We start from the raw sequence: 15,264 nt of genomic DNA, 5'->3' as shown, positions 1-15,264 counted from the left end.
CGACCTACTCCACCGTCTTCACTTTGGCATCATGGATATCTTCCGGATGGAAGATCAGCCGGTAAGTGCGAATTGCAATCAGCAGTACGGCGGCGGCGTCGCCGGCCCAGGCAATGGCGAAGAACGGCCATGTCGGCATGCGCATGTCAAAGGTCAGGACGTTGTCGTTGTACGTGCCGTGCACCTTGTCGAACAGCGTCCATGTCTGCACCAACACCACGAACAGCAGCACCAGCGTCGCGAACACGTCGATCATGCGCTGGTATTTCGGGCCGACATTGGCCCAGATCAGGTCGACCGTGATGTGGCCGCCGCGATAGCTGGTGGCGGCGATGCCCCAGAAGATCAGGATGCCGAGCAGCATGCGCCCGATGTCGAAGGAATCCGGGATCGAGTAGTTCAGCGTGTTGCGCAACAGCACGCCGATGAAGATGTTGAGCGCCACGATGCCGACGAAGCCGGCGGCGATCCATTCGATGGTGTCGATGAAACGATCCATCCACGCGCGATTCATGTCCGCTCCGAACGGCTGGCAATGTTTGGGGATAGCGGCGGCAGGAGCGTTCCTGCCGCCGCTACACGCAGCTGATTGTTACTGCGCGAGCGCGTTGTACTTGGTCAACGAGGCCTTGAGCTCGGAGAGCGCCGCGTCCGGATCGCCGCCGTTCTTCTTGACGCCCTCGCCCCAGGTCTTGACCAGCGGTTCCGAGGCTTTCTTCCACGCCGCGGTCTGCTCGGGGGTGATCTTGTAGACCTCGTGGTCGGACATCGCCTTGATCTTCTCGATGCCGGAATCCTCGAACTTGCCCCAAGGCTCGCCGACACGCCCGGCGGCTTCCGTGCTGCAATTGTTGTCGATCGCCTTCTTCTGCTTGTCGGACATCTGGTTGTATTTGTCCTTGTTCATCACGAAGGCGAAGGTCGTGACATAGAGCGGCGCGTCCATGTGATACTTCGTCACCTTGTCGATGCCGAACAGCACCACCGAACCCCACGGGAAGGTGACGGCGTCGGCCACGCCGCGCTCGATGATGTCGCGCACTTCCGGCGCCGACGACTGCACATTGGTGCCACCGAGCTGGGTGACGAAATTGGCCATCGTGGCGTGGGCCGGACGGATCTTCATGCCCTTGATGTCCTCGGGCACGGTGATCTTCTTGCTGCGCGAATGGAACGAGGACGGCGAGTGGATGAAGGCGAGGCAGAATTTGACGTCCTTCATCTCCTTCTCGGCATATTTGCGGTACCAGGCGTCGAGCGCCATCGAGCCGCCCTTGGCATCCGACATCAGGAACGGCAATTCGCCGGCGCCGATGATCGGGAACCGACCGGGCTGGTAGCCGGGGTTGACATAGGTGACGTCGGCAATGCCGTCCCGCGCCATGTCGTAATGGTCGAACGCCTTGCCGAGTTGCTGCGCCGGAAACACTTTTGACTTGATCGTGCCGCCGGATTCCTTTTCGACCGCAGCGCCCCACTCTTCCAGAGCCTTCTGCAGCGGGTGCGAGGCGGGCACCCAGTGCGATAGTTTCAGCTCAAAGGTTTTTTCCTGCGCCAGCGCAGGCGTTACACCGGCGGCAAGCAACAGCGCCAATAACGCTTTCCTCATGGACTTTCTCTCCCCTCGAATGACAGGCCATTGTTGCGCGGCCCCGTTATTTAACATGTTATCTAGCTTGTCCGCTTTTTCAAGGCGGACATCCGGCCGCACCTTTTGCAGTGCAGCGTAGGCGCTTCGCGGTTTTTGTGCCGGCATGCTTTGCCAAGACTGTTATATCATATAATTATCGGCGCAAGCTCGCAGGCAACCGGCCTGCCGACGACAGCCCTCAGGGGAGGCGGGATTGAGGACAAAAGTAGCGATCATAGGCGCAGGTCCGGCGGGATTGTTGCTTGGGCAACTATTACGCCTTTACGGCATCGACAACGTCATCCTCGAGCGCCAGACGGGGGAATATGTGCTGAGCCGCATCCGCGCCGGCCTGCTCGAGGAAGGCACGGTGGCGTTGCTTGACGAAGCCGGCGCCGGCGCGCGCGCCCATGATGAGGGACTCGTGCACCATGGGATCGAACTCGCGTTCGGCGGCGCGCGGCATCGCATCGACATGCACGCTTCCACCGGCAAGACCGTGATGATCTACGGCCAGACCGAGGTGACACTCGACCTGATGAATGCACGCAAGGCCGCGGGTCTCACCACCGTCTACCAGGCCGTGGACGTGACGCCGCATGATTTCGATACCGACCACCCGCGCGTCACCTACGTCAAGGATGGCGTCAGCCACGAGATCGAATGCGACTTCATCGTCGGCTGCGACGGATTCCATGGCGTCAGCCGCGCCAGCGTAAAGCCGTCGGCGATCCAGACCTATGAGCGGATCTATCCGTTCGGCTGGCTTGGCATCCTGTCGGATACCCCCCCGGTCAGTCCCGAACTGATCTATTCCAACCACGCGCGCGGATTTGCACTGTGCACGATGCGCTCGACCCGCCGCAGCCGCTACTACGTACAGTGCGCGCTAGACGACGATATCGCGCAATGGCCGGACGAGCGCTTCTGGGACGAGTTGAAGCGCCGGATCGACCAGCAGGCAGCGGACGAACTCGTCACCGGGCCCTCGATCGAAAAGAGCATTGCGCCACTGCGCAGCTTCGTTGCCGAGCCGATGCGGTTCGGCCGGATGTTTCTGGCCGGCGACGCCTCGCACATCGTGCCACCGACCGGCGCCAAGGGGCTGAACCTAGCCGCCAGCGACGTGCATTATCTCTCGCACGCGTTCCGCGAATATTACGACGAAAAGTCGTCGGCGGGCATCGACGCCTATTCGGCCAAGGCGCTGGCGCGGGTCTGGAAGGCGGTGCGTTTTTCCTGGTGGATGACCTCGATGCTGCACAAATTCCCCGACGAGGGCGAATTCGGCGCGCGCATCCAGCTCGCCGAACTGGACTACGTGGTCAACTCGAAGGCAGCCTCGGCGTCGCTGTCGGAGAATTACGTGGGGCTGCCGTTTTAGATAAGTCCGTGGCGCCAAATTATCGTCGTCATGCCCCGCGAAGGCGGGGCATCCAGTACGCTGCGGCTTCTCGGTTCTGTACCAAGCGCCTCTGAAATACTGGGTCACCCGCCTGCGCGGGTGACGACACGGTGGTGGACTTTAAACACGCTCCGTAATCCCGTTTAAAACTTTGTAGGTGGTGACTTCTGCGCCGCGTTGCGTTCAATGACGACAAACATCATTGCACGCGAGCCGCATATGACCGACATCCCCGAAGGCTTCGAGCGCCACACCCGCCGCAGTCCACTCACCGATCCCTGGGAGCCGCTGTACTCGAAGCGGACCGACAAGGCCTTGATCATCGGACTGCGGCTTGCAAAACCGCACACCAATGGTCGCGGTCTCATTCACGGCGGGCTGATCGCAGCACTCGCCGACAACGCCATGGGTCACTCCTGCGCCCACGTCATGGGAGGGGTGTCGTCGCTGGTGACGATCTCGCTGGCGGTCGATTTCGTCGGCACCGCCGAGGTCGGGCAATGGCTCGCGATCGAGAGCGACGTGGTCAAGACCGGCAAGACGATCTGTTTCGTGCAGAGCCTGATCAAGGCCGACGGCGTCGTGATCGCGCGCGCGAACGCAACGTTTCGGGTCGTGCCGAAGAAGGCGCCGGTGTCCTAGCCGAAATGCCAGTCGGCGGTCTCCGTCACCAGGTCGATGAAGGTGCGAACTTTCGCCGACAACAGTCGCGACGTCGGATAGACGATGTGGATCGGCAGCGCCGGCGGCTCGAACTCCGTCAGTACGATCTTGAGCTGCCCCGCCCGTAGCGATTCGGCGGCCTGATAGGCCAGCACCCGCGTCAGCCCGCCGCCCGCTTTCGCATATTGAATCGCGGCGTCCGAGCTGTTGGTGGCGAGGCGCGGCGTGCTGGCGACGCGAATCTCGCCGTTGTCCTCGACAAAGCGCCAGTCGAGCGCCGCCGACATCGCTCCGAACTGGATGGTGTCATGCGCGGGAATCTCCTGCGGCCGCTTCGGCTCGCCGTGCGCCATGAGGTAGCCTGACGAGGCCACCACGATCCGCCGCATCTCGCCGACCTGGCGCGCCACCAGCGTCGAGTCCGGCAGATGGCCGATCCGGACCGCGAGGTCGACGCCATCCTCCACGAGGTTGATCATGCGATCGGACAAACGGAGGTCGACGCTGACGTCGGGGTAGCTCTTCAGATAGGCGGTCACGATGCCGCTGACATGCAGCCGGCCGAACCCGACCGGCGCCGAAATGACAAGTTGTCCCTCCGGCCTCGTGCGCTCGCCCTCGATGGCGTTCTCCGCCTCCGCAATATCCGCCAGGATCCGCCGCGCCCGCTCCAGGTAACGCGAACCGGCATCGGTCAGGGTCACCTGTCGTGTGGTTCGTTGCAGCAGCCGAGCGCCAAGACGGTCCTCCAGCGCCGCAATCAGCCGTGTGACGCCCGAGGGCGACAGGTCAAGCCGACGCGCTGCGGGTGCAAAACCCCGCAGGTCGGCCACGGTCACAAACGCCTGCATCGCTTCGATCCGGTCCATCTAATTATTGCATATATCGCAATAGTGTAGTGTCAATACGCCAGATTGTTTTATTTTAGGAAACCTCCCATTTTGGCTGGCGAAGGACGACCGTACCGGCGCCCCCCGACTGGAGGCTCAAATGTCAGACGTTCACACCTATTCCAGCGATGTTGCTTTCACCCCGGCGGTGAAGACGATCCAGACCCGAAAAGGCTCGCGACAGGGTTATGCCAATGTCGAGGCCCGGGGCGGCTGGCGGACCGAGATCGACGAGAATCTCGCCGGCTTTCTCGCCGAGGCCGACAGTTTCTTCCTTGCGACCGCTTCCGCCGATGGCCAGCCCTATATCCAGCACCGCGGCGGACCGAAGGGTTTTGTCAAGATCCTCGACAAGAACACCATCGCGTTCGCCGACTACAGCGGCAACCGACAGTACATCACGCAGGGCAATCTGTCGGAGAATCCGAAGGCGAACATCTTCGTAATGGATTACGCCCATCGCCGCCGCGTCAAAATCTGGGGCGAAGCACGTGTTGTGGAAGACGATCCAGCCTTGACGGAATCGCTGATGCCGCAAGGCTACAAAGCGCGGCCCGAACAGGTGATCCTGTTCAAGATCTCGGCGTGGAACACCAACTGCCCGCAGCACATCCCGCAAAAATTCGACGCGGCCGATGTCGCACAGGCGCTTGCCGTGCGCGATGGCCGCATCGCCGAACTCGAAGCGGAGCTGGCCGCATTGAAGGGCCAGCCCGCAGCGGCGAAGCAATAGTCAGGCAGCGGCTTGCTGCACCGAAGCCCAGGCGAACTCGGGATAGTACAACAGCATCATCCGGTCGACATAGGCGGTGAGATTGGAGAACTGCTCGGTGCGCTGCCGGAGTGCTGAATCGAAGAACGGCGTCAGGATTCCGGCGAGCGCCCCGAAGGCGGTGGCGTCCATGCCACAGGGCGTTTCGCCCATCAGAAAGGGCTTGTCGCCGAGTTGCACCGACAATGCGAATATGGAACGCACGGCGAGATCGATATCCTCGTCGGGAGCATGGCGGCCGAGACCGCTGAGCAGATAATTCTCGGCGACGCGAAATTGCGCGTCCTCGCGCATCTTCTCGCGCAGGTGGGCCGGCGCGCCGTCGAAGAAATGCGCCGGGCCCTTGGCGAAATTATCGGCATCGACCCAGCGCGCGCCGACCAGCGCCCAATAGACATGGTGCTCGATCATCCGCTCGAAGGCCCAGGCCTGCGCCCGCGCCTGCAGGCTCAGCGGCGCGTCGAAATCGAAACCATGTTTGGCTTCGAGATGCGCGCGAATGAAAGTTGAATCGGCGATCGTCTCGGCCTCGTCGACAATGTAAGGCAACTGCCCCTTCGGCGAGGCCGGCGGTTTTGCCTTTTCCTTGCGATAGGCAAGACCGGCCATCTTCAGCTGAACCTCGGTCTTGGTCACGAAGGGGCTGATCTCCGGGAGGCCGAAACCGGCGCCGAAGCCATACAAGGTAATCATACTGGTCTCCCGATCTCTTGACACGTCGCTGAGGCTTAGCGCCCCCCTGCTGCCACCATGGTGTCAGCAGCAGCAGTGGTCGCCGCGGCCCTGCGGCCGCGGCGCACGTGCCTTGCGCGCCCACGAGGCGAACTGCCCTTGTGCCAAACCACACAATGCCGTGAATGAGCGCCACGCCAGTTCGACCATCGCCCAGCGCAGATCGGTGGTGACGCAATGGACGGAGACAAGTTGTTCGAACGCAAATCCCCGGACATTCGCCAGAGGAGTGCGGCTTCCCCGGAAGCCGAAATCGCCGAAAATCGTCATGGACAAAATCCCTTCACTTGAGGTGTTGTCCGGATATACCCACCCCCTGCTGCCAACATGCTGTCAGCATCGGGCAGGTGCTGTTAGAAAAGAGAACGCGCCATGCGACGGGCCGACCGGCTATTCCAGATCATCCAGGTGCTTCGGCGCACCCGCAAACCCCTGACAGCGGATGCCATTGCCGCCGAGCTGGAGACTTCAAAGCGAACCATCTACCGCGATATAACGACCCTGATCGAACAGCGGGTGCCGATCCGCGGCGAGGCCGGCGTGGGTTACATCCTGGAAAAGGGGTTCGACCTGCCGCCATTGATGCTGACGCCTGACGAGATCGAGGCCTGCGTGCTCGGCGCGCAATGGGTGGTCGGTCACGCCGATCCGGCGCTGGCGCGCGCCGCCCAGGACCTGATGGCGAAAGTCGCTGAAACGGTGCCGGAGCGGCTGCGCCCCTTCGTGCTGGAGCCGGCGAGCCGTGCCCGGCGAGCCTGGAACCGGGAGCCCGACCGAATCGACATGGTGCGGACACGCACGCAGATCCACGAGGGTAGGAAGATCACGCTGAACTATCGCGACGAGCATGGCCGCGACAGTCAGCGCACGATCTGGCCGATCGCGGTCGGCTATCACGAAGCCGTGCGAATCCTCGCGGCGTGGTGCGAACTGCGCAAGGACTTTCGCAGTTTCCGCACCGACCGCGTCGTCGATGCGGTGTACCACGACGAAAAATATCCGGAGCGCCGCGACATCCTGCGGGCGAAATGGCGGCGCAGCCTGGTCTGGGAAGCGCCGAAGGATACCTGAAGAAACCTGTCGGCTGGCCGCGGCCACGATTTGCGGCTAAACGCTGGGTATGCCTCGAATCGCCGCCGATAGCGAAAGCCCCTGCCAGGCCTGTGGCGCCTGCTGCAGCTACTCGCAGAACTGGCCGCGCTTCACGATCGAAGACGATTCGGCGCTCGACCTGATTCCGGAAAAATTCGTCAACGAAAGACTGTCAGGCATGCGCTGCGACGGTGACCGCTGTTCGGCGCTGTCGGGCAAGGTCGGCGAAGCGACGTCATGCCTGGTCTATGCGGTGCGGCCCGACGTGTGCCGCACCTGCATGCCCGGCGACGTCGAATGTGCGATGGCACGGAAGCGTCACGGACTGCCGGTGTTGGCGTAGCAACGGCGTCGTTCCTGCGTTCGCAGGAACGACAGCAAGCCTTACGCCGTCACTGATTCAAGATCTTCATCATCGACTTCGTCCTCGATCGGCTTGAAGGTCGAGAGCGGCTTGGTCGACAGCGTGATCGGCTTGCGGCCGCTGCTGGATGATAACCCGGCGGAACGGTCGGCGGGCTCGCGCGACAGCGCGTACAGCGTTGACCCGACCCGGCCGCCGAAATGGACCAGTTCACGCTCGGTGCAGCTCGCAGCGATCGCGACGGCCAGCGCATGGAGGTGGCTGCGGCGATAGCAGAACAGCGCCAGCATGGCGCGGACGTCGGACGAAACGCTATCCACGAGAAGCGGCAGGCCATTGGCATTGGCCCGATACATCTCGCCGAGCAGTTCGTCGCGAACCGGACAGAAATCGTTCTCGAAGGCGTCGCGGCTTGAAAACATTGCGGGTTCTCCCTTCGCGGAAGATGCAGCGCAATTCTCTAACGAAAGGTTAACCACGACCACTAGTAGTGTACCGGGGGGCTTGCCCTCCGGTTCCGGGAACTGATTCGCGGAGGTGCGGCCATGCCTGAGGCGCGATGAACAAACAGGCTCGAGCCCCGTTTGGCGCGCGGATCAGTTCGCGGCCATGAAGATCGACAGGCCGAACCCGGTGAGATGGTGCAGCGCCTGGTCGACGCCGATCAGTGTCCAGAACCAGGGATGCTCGTTCTCCAGCGTCACGCCGAGCCTGGAAGCGATGATCCCCTTGATACGGTCAACGGTGATGTGGATGGCGAAGTCGATAAAGGCCACGAACCAGAATCGCGGCGCGACGATCGATATGAAAACCAGCGATACCGCGAGATGGACGAGGCAATGCGCCAATAGTGGCAGGGCCCAGCCGGTCTTCTGATCCTTGCCGATCGCCATCCAGGAGTTTTGCAGCATGAAATCGGCAATAACGTGCTTCACGGTCAGAAGCAGCATCCATCCTATCAGCGCACCTACCGGGACCGAGGACGACATCGAGGGAAACAACAAAGCTGACGCCCTTTGCTGGGACTGAAGAGGTGGCGAAAAACCGGGACCTAGGCTGTCAGCGCAATGTTCTTGTCAAACCCGGACTATTCGAAAGTTGTCATGATTTATGACATCTCCCGCGCCGGAATGCACCTGTGGGTGGTCTGAAAATAGCACGGTGTGGCGGAACTGCGATACTGCGGCGCCGGCGCGCAGCATGACCTTGGGGGTAAGGTTACCGTCGTGCGCCGTTTGCAAACCCATAGGAGCGGACTATCCTTGTCCCGAGGGTAAAATTATCGTTCTTTTCTAGGCATTTACGAATTCAGTCGGACGGCCTGCGGCCTGCACGCGGCGACACGTCCGTGGATCTCCGGGTACGAGCCATGAGCGCTGAAGCCGCAACGCCGCGTCCGGAAATGCCGCACCGCCGTTTGCGCATCGTCAAGGGCAATCGGACCCAGATCCTGCTGTTCTCTGTCCTGACCCTGGTCCTGACCGCCGCCGTGGTATGGGGCGGCCGGACATGGTTGCGCAATTCCGAAACGCTGGTGTTTGCCGTCGGCGAGGCCAACGGCCCCGAGGCGCGCTTCGCAGCCCGGCTGGCGACGGTGTTGAAGAATAATTCCTCGAGGCTGCGGCTCAAGATCGTGCCCAATGGCGACAATGTGAAGGCGCTTTCGCAATTCGACCGCAAGGAGGCAAACCTGGCGATATTGCGTACCGACGCCAGAATTCCGCCGCGCGCCCGCGCGCTCGCCATTCTCGATCGCGACCTGTTCTTGCTGATCAGCCCCGGCGGCAAGAAAATCAAGACAATTGCCGAATTGAAGAAAAAGAAGATCGCGGTCATCGCCGACAGCGAGAGCAGCGGCGCGCTGGTGCGCAATGTTCTCGAACTTCCGGACGCGGATGGCGCAGCCCGCATTCAGATGGCTCCACCCGGCGCGACCCTCGAGAAGCTGTTTTCTTCGGGCTTCGGCGCGGTGATCAAGGTCGCGCACGCCTCGCACATCGTCAAGGACAAGAGCTACGAGCCGCTCGCCAGGCGCGGCGCCTTCGCCCTGAACCCGATCGATTCGGCGAAGTCGATCGCGAGGAAGAACCCCGCCATTTCGGAGGAAACAGTGGCGACCGGCATGCTGTCGGCTTCGCCCGCAGTGCCCGAGGAAGACCTCGATACGATCGGGCTGGAATGGCTGCTGGTCGCCCAGTCCAAGCTGCCGGCTGCGACCGTCGCCGACCTCGCCCGGATCATCTACGAGAACAAGACCGAACTGGCGCTGCCCGACGGTTTCGCGTCCAAGATCGAGCCGGCGGCTACCGACAAGGACGCCTTCATCGTGGCGCATCCAGGCGCCGCCGAATACATCAACGACGAATCGAAGTCCTTCTTCGAGCGCTACAGCGAGCCGATCTATGTCGGGCTCGCCGCACTCAGCATCATCGGCTCGATCTTTGCCGCGATCTACACCAAGGTGACGCGAGTCGCGCCGGAGAAGGCCAGCCAGCTCGCGACCGCCATCCTCGACGTCGGCGAACGCATGGAATATGCCACATCGCTGGATGCGCTCGACGAGTTGCAGGACGAACTGGAAACCATCCTGCGCCGCGCGGTGATCGGCTTGCGCGACGGTACCATTTCCAGCGACGGACTGGACACGTTCAAACTTGGCTATGAATTCGTGCGCGACGAGATCGGCTTGCGCCGCGAACATCTCAAGCGGCACCCGCCATCCCCGGACGACAAGGTGGTGGCCGTGAAGACCGCCCAGAGCGCGTAAGATCAGGTCACATAGGCGCTGGCCGCCACCCGCGCGCGGATTTCGGCGATCTTGCGCTTGAGCGACGCCTGCCGCGGGTCGGGCAATGCGGCGGCGCGGGCCTCGGTTACCGCGCGTCCGAGATCGGGCAGCGCCAGCACGCCATCGAAAGTCGGCTTGACCAGGCTGTCGATGATCGCATTCCAGTCCGCCATGCCCTGGCGATAGACGTCGCCATACCCCTCGATCATGGAGGCGGTGTGGATGATCGCGGGCGCGGCCTGGGGTTGCTTGGTCAGGCTGCGGTCGATCATGTGCAACCAGCGTTCGACCCAGACCCGCTCTCTGGCGTAGCGCACCGAAAACAGTCGCCAGCGCTTGAGCCCCGCCTCGATCCTGAGACGGCGGATGCCGAGCCAGCTGGCCGTGCTGAAGCGAATGGAGATCCGCTTGTTCGACCATCCGGCCCAATCGAGGGCATCGAGCAAATATTCGGCGATGACGGCCGGAAGCGCGCCAATCAGTTCCTCGATCCGGAATTTCTTGACCTCGACGGAACCGGCTGATGCGCCGGGCCGGCCGTCGAGTTCGAACAGCTTCAACTGCGCGATCCGGATCGGATCCTCGTAGCTCATGCGTGCCGCCATCAGCTGCGCAATATCGAAGAGCATCGCCTCGTCGACACCCTGTTTGCCGATGAACCGCCGCAGCCGGGTAACATAGAGGTGCGCGTAACCCGGGCCTTGATAATCAATCAACCGATGGATCGCCTCGCTCGCCGCCGCCATGACAGGCTCCGGCAGCCCTTCGGGCAGGAACGGTGGCGTGTCGTCATCGTCGCCGATGACATCGGCGAACAGATAACGCAACGACGACAGGATACCGCGGTCTGCCACTCCTTCGGGCTCCGGCCTCTATGCGGGCTTCGGCGCAGCAGCGGACGCCGTTTGCTGGTTCAGCTGCTGCTGCAGCGTTTCCAGATTCTGGAACAGCCGCGCGCTGGCGAGACGAAGAAAATAGAAGCCGAAGGCCGGGTTCTGCACGTAGAGTTCCTCGACCTTGGTGTAGCTCACGCTCAGCACGAGGCCGGCCTCCACGCATTCCAGCGTCTGGGTACGCATGTTCGACGGTGACAGCATGCCGAGTTCGCCGACGATGGCGCCGACCGGCAGCACGATGCCGGACTCAACCAGCTTGAACCTGCCGCTGACGATATAGAGCATGTCCTCGGCTTTTTCGTCCTTGTAGAACAGAATCTCGCCAGCGGCGCATTGGCGCTCGGTCATGAACGGCTTCAACCACTCCATCGAGAGGTCGCTATTGACGGATTTCTTGACGTCGCGCACCAGCTGCAGCATCTGGTGCAGGCGATAGGAGTTGACCAGCAGCATCACCACCTGCACCCCCATGACCAGAAAATTGTGGGACGGGATCGCGGTTACAATCAGGACCACGTTGGCAAGGATGCCGAACACCCGCAACGGGATCATGGTCTTCATCGTGGTCGTGGCGACCACGAAGATCGACGCGAATAGCGCGCCCGCGGTTCCTGCGTGTTGTGCCAGATGAGACGTATCCATCGGAATCCAACCAATATCTGAACGTGTGCGTTGTCGCGATTCTGCGGCTGTGCCCGCCATCGTAATGTCCGCGGGGCCATTTTGATATACGAGGAAAGAACGACGATTTGTCGGGTTTCTCACCCTTCCCGGGTAAAATTCGACCCTTTGCCCGGCGCCCTGACGGGCTGAGCCCCGACACCCTGTAAGCACCGCGGTGTGAAGGCCGTCGTTGACGGCTCCCCGGCGGGCAGGCACCTTGCGGGCATCGGTCACGCTACGGCCTGACCGTCATCCAGTTTTCATCGCACCCGTCAGGCTCCGCCTCATCCGATGTCCAAGCGGCTCGTTCTCTCGGCACTGGCCCAGTTCATCGCCAAGACGGCAGGCCGCAACATGACCAGGACGGCCTATGCCGCGGTCGCGGCCGGCGTCGCTGCGATGGCGGTCCTCACCATGGCGCCGGCCTACGAGGCGGCTCAGCTCTGGGTCGATGCGGTGCTGTGGGCATGCCTCGGCTATTTCGTGTTCGAGTGGCTGGTGCGGCTCCGCCATATGGCCGTACAGGGACGGCTGCCGCTTTACGTATTTTCCGCCAGCGGAATCGTCGACGCCATCGGCGCGCTTGCCGTTCCGGCCGCGCTCGTGGCGGGCATCGAACCCAGGACGGCATGGCTGCTCGGCATCCTCTGGGTGCTCAAGGTCGTTCCGGGCATCCCTGGGCTGCGACAGTTGCGCCGGGTGCTGGTGCTGGAATCCGGGCCGCTGCTCAGCGTGCTCGTGATCTTCCTGATGGTGGTGTTTCTGGCATCGGTCGCCGAGCATTTTCTGGAGCGCGACGTGCAGCCGGGGACTTTCGGCAGCGTGCCGGCGGCGCTGTGGTGGGCGGTGGTGACATTGACCACGACCGGCTACGGCGACGTGGTGCCGATCACACCGCTCGGCCGCATGGTGGCGGCACTGGTCATGATCTCCGGCCTCGGCGTATTCGGACTGTGGACCGGTATTCTGGCGACCGGCTTTGCCGCCGAGACCCGACGCGACAGTTTTCTGAAGACGTGGGAGACCGTAAGCAAGGTGCCGTTCTTCGCAAGCCTCGGGCCTGCCGCGATCGCCGACGTCACCAATATGCTGCGAACCATGGACCTGCCGGCGCGCACCATGATCATCCGCAAAGGCCAGCGGGGCGAATGCATGTATTTCATCGCCGCTGGCGAAGCCGAGGTTGAGCTGCCCGGCAAGAAGGTGCCACTCGGCGAGGGTGCGTTCTTCGGCGAGATGGCGCTGCTCGGCAACCATGTGCGCGGCGCCAATGTCACGACCACCAAGGTGACACGGCTTCTGGTGCTCGACCTCGTGGATTTTCGCCTGCTGATGGCGCGGCATCCCGAACTGGCCGAAACCATCGACGCCGAAGCCCGGCGGCGGGCGCAAGAAAACAAGTAGATCAAACAAGCAAGAACAATGGAGACCAGCATGCCTGATACAACCGAGGCGGCAACCGCGCCCCTCCTCGAGATCAGCGGCGCCCGCGCCACCATCCGCCTCAACCGGCCGAAACATCTGAACCGGCTGCAGAGCGAGGATCTCGTCGATCTCGTTAAACTGTTCGACCAGATCGAGGCCGATCCCGCGATCCGCGTGCTGGTGCTGACCGGCACCGGCCGCGCCTTCAGCGCCGGCTACGACCTCAACTCGGTGGCGGACCGCGCCACCAGCGCGACCGCGCAGCCGAGCGCGGGATCGGCGTTCGAGGCGGTGGTCGACCGCCTGGAGGATATCGGAGTGCCGACGATCTGCCGGCTCAATGGCGGCGTCTATGGCGGCTCCACCGACCTGGCGCTGGCCTGCGATTTCCGCATCGGCGTCGACAGCGCCGAAATGTTCATGCCGGCGGCGCGGCTCGGCCTGCATTATTACAGGAGCGGCATCGCCCGCTACGTGTCGCGGCTCGGCGTCGACAACGCCAAAATGCTGTTTCTCACCGCGCAAAAAATCACGGCGCCGGAAATGCTGCGGATCGGGTACCTCACCGCCATGGTGCCCGAGGAGGCGCTCGACGGGGAAGTCGACAGGCTCGCCAACATCCTCGCCGGCAACGCGCCGCAGGCGATGCGCGGCATGAAGCGCGCCATCAACGAATTCGCCCACGGCAAATTCGACGAGGAGGCCGCCGACCTGCGCCACCGCGAGAGCATGCGCAGTGACGAGATCAAGGAAGGTATCAAGGCGTTCGCCGAGAAGCGCCCGCCCAAATTCTGAGAGAACTTCAGGTCCGCTTCGTCCGCATCGCACGAACCTGTTTGATGCCGGCATCCTTGGCAAGCGCCTGGTAGCGCTTGCTGTCGACCCCATAGATCGCGATGCGCCCCTCGGCATCGGCATGCACGCCCCAGCCGAAGCGCTTGCCCAGACCCGATGCCCTCAGGCACGCCTGCCCTTTGGAGAAAAATTCGTCACGCGCGAGACTGCGCTCCTTCCTCGTCGCCTTGGCGTCGAGTTGCCGGCCCTGGGACGAGGTCGCGAATACCACGTCGTCCGACGTGTACTTGTACGGCGCATCCGCAATCATCTTGTATTGCAAACCTGCGACCGTCGGATTGCCGGCGCGCGGCAGCGGCTCCTCACCGGTGCGCGCCGGGCAATCCTCCGCGACCTGGATGAACGTGTCGAAATAGTTGGTCGTGTGCATGGTCCTTGGCATCGGAAATCCGTGGCCGCTCACCCGCCGGCGGCCGCGGCATGCTGCGCCGCCATCTCCGCATCGGCCGCCGTGATCCGCTGGAAGGCGGGGCGGGACGTCATGCGCTCGGCATAGGCCGTAAATACGTCCTTTCGCGGCACGAGGCCGAACATTATCGTCCAGCTGAACGCCACGCCCCACAGAACGTCGGCCGCCGTCATGCGCTCGCCGAGCAGATACGGCCCCTTGGCAAGCTGCGCTTCCAATGCGCCGAGCATGGAATCGTAGTCGGAATAGGGCGATTGCGTCTGCGGCGCCGGCTCGCGCTTCATGAAATGATCGATCAGGGCCGGCTCGAAGGACGAACCGTAATAGGCGATCCAGCGCAGATACGGCCCGCGCAAGGGATCGTCGAGCGCGGGCGTCAGACCGGCTTCCGGAAACAGGTCGGCGAGATAGATGAAGATCGCGACCTGTTCGCTCACCAGCGCGTTGCCATGGCGAACCACCGGCACCTTCCCCAGCGGGTTGACGGCGAGATAGGCCGGCTGGCGCTGCTCCCCCGCCTTCATGTTGAGGACATGGAGATCGTAGGGCGCGCCGAGCTCCTCCAGCAGCACCCGCGCGCCAGTCGCTCGGGTCTGCGGCGAATAATAAAGCGTGATGCGGTCCGGGCTGATCATGAGCTGTCTCCAATGGGGCCTCTCGGCAACGGACCCTGTATGCCC

19 protein-coding genes are annotated in these 15,264 nt (G+C 62.8%); 8 read left to right on the top strand and 11 right to left on the bottom strand.

Annotated features, from left to right (window positions below; genetic code table 11):
- Positions 1-4: 4 nt before the first annotated feature.
- Positions 5-514 carry a TRAP transporter small permease gene (locus QUH67_RS04210; RefSeq protein WP_300945390.1) on the bottom strand — a complete coding sequence of 170 codons (510 nt, stop codon included), beginning with the start codon at positions 512-514 and terminating at the stop codon, positions 5-7.
- A 78-nt stretch (positions 515-592) separates the two neighbouring features.
- Complete coding sequence (locus QUH67_RS04205) at positions 593-1,609, bottom strand: TRAP transporter substrate-binding protein (RefSeq protein ID WP_300945389.1); 1,017 nt, start codon at positions 1,607-1,609, stop codon at positions 593-595.
- Positions 1,610-1,844: 235 nt separating this feature from the next.
- Between QUH67_RS04205 and pobA the strand changes: the two genes are divergently transcribed.
- Both pobA and QUH67_RS04195 read left to right on the top strand, forming a co-directional pair.
- Positions 1,845-3,014, top strand: a complete 1,170-nt coding sequence (gene pobA / locus QUH67_RS04200; protein WP_300945388.1) for a 4-hydroxybenzoate 3-monooxygenase — start codon at positions 1,845-1,847, stop codon at positions 3,012-3,014.
- Positions 3,015-3,254: 240 nt separating this feature from the next.
- Positions 3,255-3,677 (top strand): PaaI family thioesterase, encoded by a 423-nt coding sequence (locus QUH67_RS04195; RefSeq protein WP_300945387.1) that lies wholly within the window; start codon positions 3,255-3,257, stop codon positions 3,675-3,677.
- Here the strand turns inward: QUH67_RS04195 and QUH67_RS04190 are convergent.
- A complete protein-coding gene (locus QUH67_RS04190; RefSeq protein ID WP_300945386.1) occupies positions 3,674-4,567 on the bottom strand; it encodes a LysR family transcriptional regulator in 894 nt (297 codons plus the stop codon). The two genes, QUH67_RS04195 and QUH67_RS04190, sit on opposite strands and share 4 nt — an antisense overlap.
- Positions 4,568-4,688: 121 nt before the next feature.
- Here QUH67_RS04190 and QUH67_RS04185 point away from each other — a divergent pair, with 121 nt between their 5' ends.
- On the top strand, positions 4,689-5,321 hold the full coding sequence (locus tag QUH67_RS04185; protein WP_300945385.1) for a pyridoxamine 5'-phosphate oxidase family protein: 633 nt from the start codon (positions 4,689-4,691) through the stop codon (positions 5,319-5,321).
- On the opposite strand, the gene QUH67_RS04180 is transcribed toward QUH67_RS04185, so the two are convergent.
- Entirely contained in the window at positions 5,322-6,053 is a 732-nt protein-coding gene (locus tag QUH67_RS04180) for a glutathione S-transferase family protein (RefSeq protein WP_300945384.1), read from the bottom strand.
- A 63-nt stretch (positions 6,054-6,116) separates the two neighbouring features.
- Positions 6,117-6,362: a hypothetical protein gene (locus tag QUH67_RS04175; RefSeq protein ID WP_300945383.1), complete on the bottom strand. Its 246-nt coding sequence runs from the start codon at positions 6,360-6,362 to the stop codon at positions 6,117-6,119.
- 102 nt (positions 6,363-6,464) lie between these two features.
- Here QUH67_RS04175 and QUH67_RS04170 point away from each other — a divergent pair, with 102 nt between their 5' ends.
- Both QUH67_RS04170 and QUH67_RS04165 read left to right on the top strand, forming a co-directional pair.
- Complete coding sequence (locus QUH67_RS04170; protein ID WP_300945382.1) at positions 6,465-7,163, top strand: helix-turn-helix transcriptional regulator; 699 nt, start codon at positions 6,465-6,467, stop codon at positions 7,161-7,163.
- Between the two features lie 49 nt (positions 7,164-7,212).
- Positions 7,213-7,527, top strand: coding sequence for a YkgJ family cysteine cluster protein (locus QUH67_RS04165; protein WP_300945381.1), 315 nt, complete (start codon positions 7,213-7,215; stop codon positions 7,525-7,527).
- 41 nt (positions 7,528-7,568) lie between these two features.
- Here the strand turns inward: QUH67_RS04165 and QUH67_RS04160 are convergent, their stop codons facing one another.
- Positions 7,569-7,970: a hypothetical protein gene (locus QUH67_RS04160; protein WP_300945380.1), complete on the bottom strand. Its 402-nt coding sequence runs from the start codon at positions 7,968-7,970 to the stop codon at positions 7,569-7,571.
- Between the two features lie 174 nt (positions 7,971-8,144).
- Entirely contained in the window at positions 8,145-8,498 is a 354-nt protein-coding gene (locus tag QUH67_RS04155) for a DUF3307 domain-containing protein (RefSeq protein WP_300945379.1), read from the bottom strand.
- A gap of 419 nt (positions 8,499-8,917) precedes the next feature.
- Between QUH67_RS04155 and QUH67_RS04150 the strand changes: the two genes are divergently transcribed.
- Positions 8,918-10,315, top strand: coding sequence for a TAXI family TRAP transporter solute-binding subunit (locus QUH67_RS04150; protein WP_300945378.1), 1,398 nt, complete (start codon positions 8,918-8,920; stop codon positions 10,313-10,315).
- A 2-nt stretch (positions 10,316-10,317) separates the two neighbouring features.
- On the opposite strand, the gene QUH67_RS04145 is transcribed toward QUH67_RS04150, so the two are convergent.
- A complete protein-coding gene (locus QUH67_RS04145) occupies positions 10,318-11,190 on the bottom strand; it encodes a DUF6537 domain-containing protein (RefSeq protein WP_300945377.1) in 873 nt (290 codons plus the stop codon).
- A gap of 18 nt (positions 11,191-11,208) precedes the next feature.
- Positions 11,209-11,874 (bottom strand): Crp/Fnr family transcriptional regulator, encoded by a 666-nt coding sequence (locus tag QUH67_RS04140; protein WP_300945375.1) that lies wholly within the window; start codon positions 11,872-11,874, stop codon positions 11,209-11,211.
- Between the two features lie 312 nt (positions 11,875-12,186).
- Between QUH67_RS04140 and QUH67_RS04135 the strand changes: the two genes are divergently transcribed.
- Both QUH67_RS04135 and QUH67_RS04130 read left to right on the top strand, forming a co-directional pair.
- On the top strand, positions 12,187-13,299 hold the full coding sequence (locus QUH67_RS04135; protein ID WP_300945374.1) for a cyclic nucleotide-gated ion channel: 1,113 nt from the start codon (positions 12,187-12,189) through the stop codon (positions 13,297-13,299).
- Positions 13,300-13,329: 30 nt separating this feature from the next.
- A complete protein-coding gene (locus tag QUH67_RS04130; RefSeq protein WP_300945373.1) occupies positions 13,330-14,115 on the top strand; it encodes an enoyl-CoA hydratase/isomerase family protein in 786 nt (261 codons plus the stop codon).
- 7 nt (positions 14,116-14,122) lie between these two features.
- On the opposite strand, the gene QUH67_RS04125 is transcribed toward QUH67_RS04130, so the two are convergent.
- Together QUH67_RS04125 and QUH67_RS04120 are read right to left on the bottom strand one after the other, a co-directional pair.
- Positions 14,123-14,557: a DUF6157 family protein gene (locus tag QUH67_RS04125; protein ID WP_300945372.1), complete on the bottom strand. Its 435-nt coding sequence runs from the start codon at positions 14,555-14,557 to the stop codon at positions 14,123-14,125.
- Positions 14,558-14,574: 17 nt separating this feature from the next.
- Positions 14,575-15,219 carry a glutathione S-transferase family protein gene (locus QUH67_RS04120; RefSeq protein ID WP_300945371.1) on the bottom strand — a complete coding sequence of 215 codons (645 nt, stop codon included), beginning with the start codon at positions 15,217-15,219 and terminating at the stop codon, positions 14,575-14,577.
- Positions 15,220-15,264 lie beyond the last annotated feature (45 nt).

It is taken from the genome of Bradyrhizobium roseum (genome assembly GCF_030413175.1).
Lineage (GTDB): Bacteria > Pseudomonadota > Alphaproteobacteria > Rhizobiales > Xanthobacteraceae > Bradyrhizobium > Bradyrhizobium roseum.
The sequence above is the reverse complement of the archived record's forward strand: the minus strand, read 5'-3'. Positions and strand labels throughout refer to the sequence as shown.

Bases quoted from the DNA above. Each gene is read 5' to 3' on its own strand.
- QUH67_RS04210 (WP_300945390.1), bottom strand. From the start codon at position 514: ATGAATCGCGCGTGGATGGATCGTTTCATCGACACCATCGAATGGATC.
- QUH67_RS04205 (WP_300945389.1), bottom strand. From the start codon at position 1,609: ATGAGGAAAGCGTTATTGGCGCTGTTGCTTGCCGCCGGTGTAACGCCT.
- QUH67_RS04195 (WP_300945387.1), top strand. From the start codon at position 3,255: ATGACCGACATCCCCGAAGGCTTCGAGCGCCACACCCGCCGCAGTCCA.
- QUH67_RS04190 (WP_300945386.1), bottom strand. From the start codon at position 4,567: ATGGACCGGATCGAAGCGATGCAGGCGTTTGTGACCGTGGCCGACCTG.
- QUH67_RS04185 (WP_300945385.1), top strand. From the start codon at position 4,689: ATGTCAGACGTTCACACCTATTCCAGCGATGTTGCTTTCACCCCGGCG.
- QUH67_RS04180 (WP_300945384.1), bottom strand. From the start codon at position 6,053: ATGATTACCTTGTATGGCTTCGGCGCCGGTTTCGGCCTCCCGGAGATC.
- QUH67_RS04175 (WP_300945383.1), bottom strand. From the start codon at position 6,362: ATGACGATTTTCGGCGATTTCGGCTTCCGGGGAAGCCGCACTCCTCTG.
- QUH67_RS04170 (WP_300945382.1), top strand. From the start codon at position 6,465: ATGCGACGGGCCGACCGGCTATTCCAGATCATCCAGGTGCTTCGGCGC.
- QUH67_RS04165 (WP_300945381.1), top strand. From the start codon at position 7,213: ATGCCTCGAATCGCCGCCGATAGCGAAAGCCCCTGCCAGGCCTGTGGC.
- QUH67_RS04160 (WP_300945380.1), bottom strand. From the start codon at position 7,970: ATGTTTTCAAGCCGCGACGCCTTCGAGAACGATTTCTGTCCGGTTCGC.
- QUH67_RS04155 (WP_300945379.1), bottom strand. From the start codon at position 8,498: ATGCTGCTTCTGACCGTGAAGCACGTTATTGCCGATTTCATGCTGCAA.
- QUH67_RS04150 (WP_300945378.1), top strand. From the start codon at position 8,918: ATGAGCGCTGAAGCCGCAACGCCGCGTCCGGAAATGCCGCACCGCCGT.
- QUH67_RS04140 (WP_300945375.1), bottom strand. From the start codon at position 11,874: ATGGATACGTCTCATCTGGCACAACACGCAGGAACCGCGGGCGCGCTA.
- QUH67_RS04135 (WP_300945374.1), top strand. From the start codon at position 12,187: ATGTCCAAGCGGCTCGTTCTCTCGGCACTGGCCCAGTTCATCGCCAAG.
- QUH67_RS04130 (WP_300945373.1), top strand. From the start codon at position 13,330: ATGCCTGATACAACCGAGGCGGCAACCGCGCCCCTCCTCGAGATCAGC.
- QUH67_RS04125 (WP_300945372.1), bottom strand. From the start codon at position 14,557: ATGCCAAGGACCATGCACACGACCAACTATTTCGACACGTTCATCCAG.
- QUH67_RS04120 (WP_300945371.1), bottom strand. From the start codon at position 15,219: ATGATCAGCCCGGACCGCATCACGCTTTATTATTCGCCGCAGACCCGA.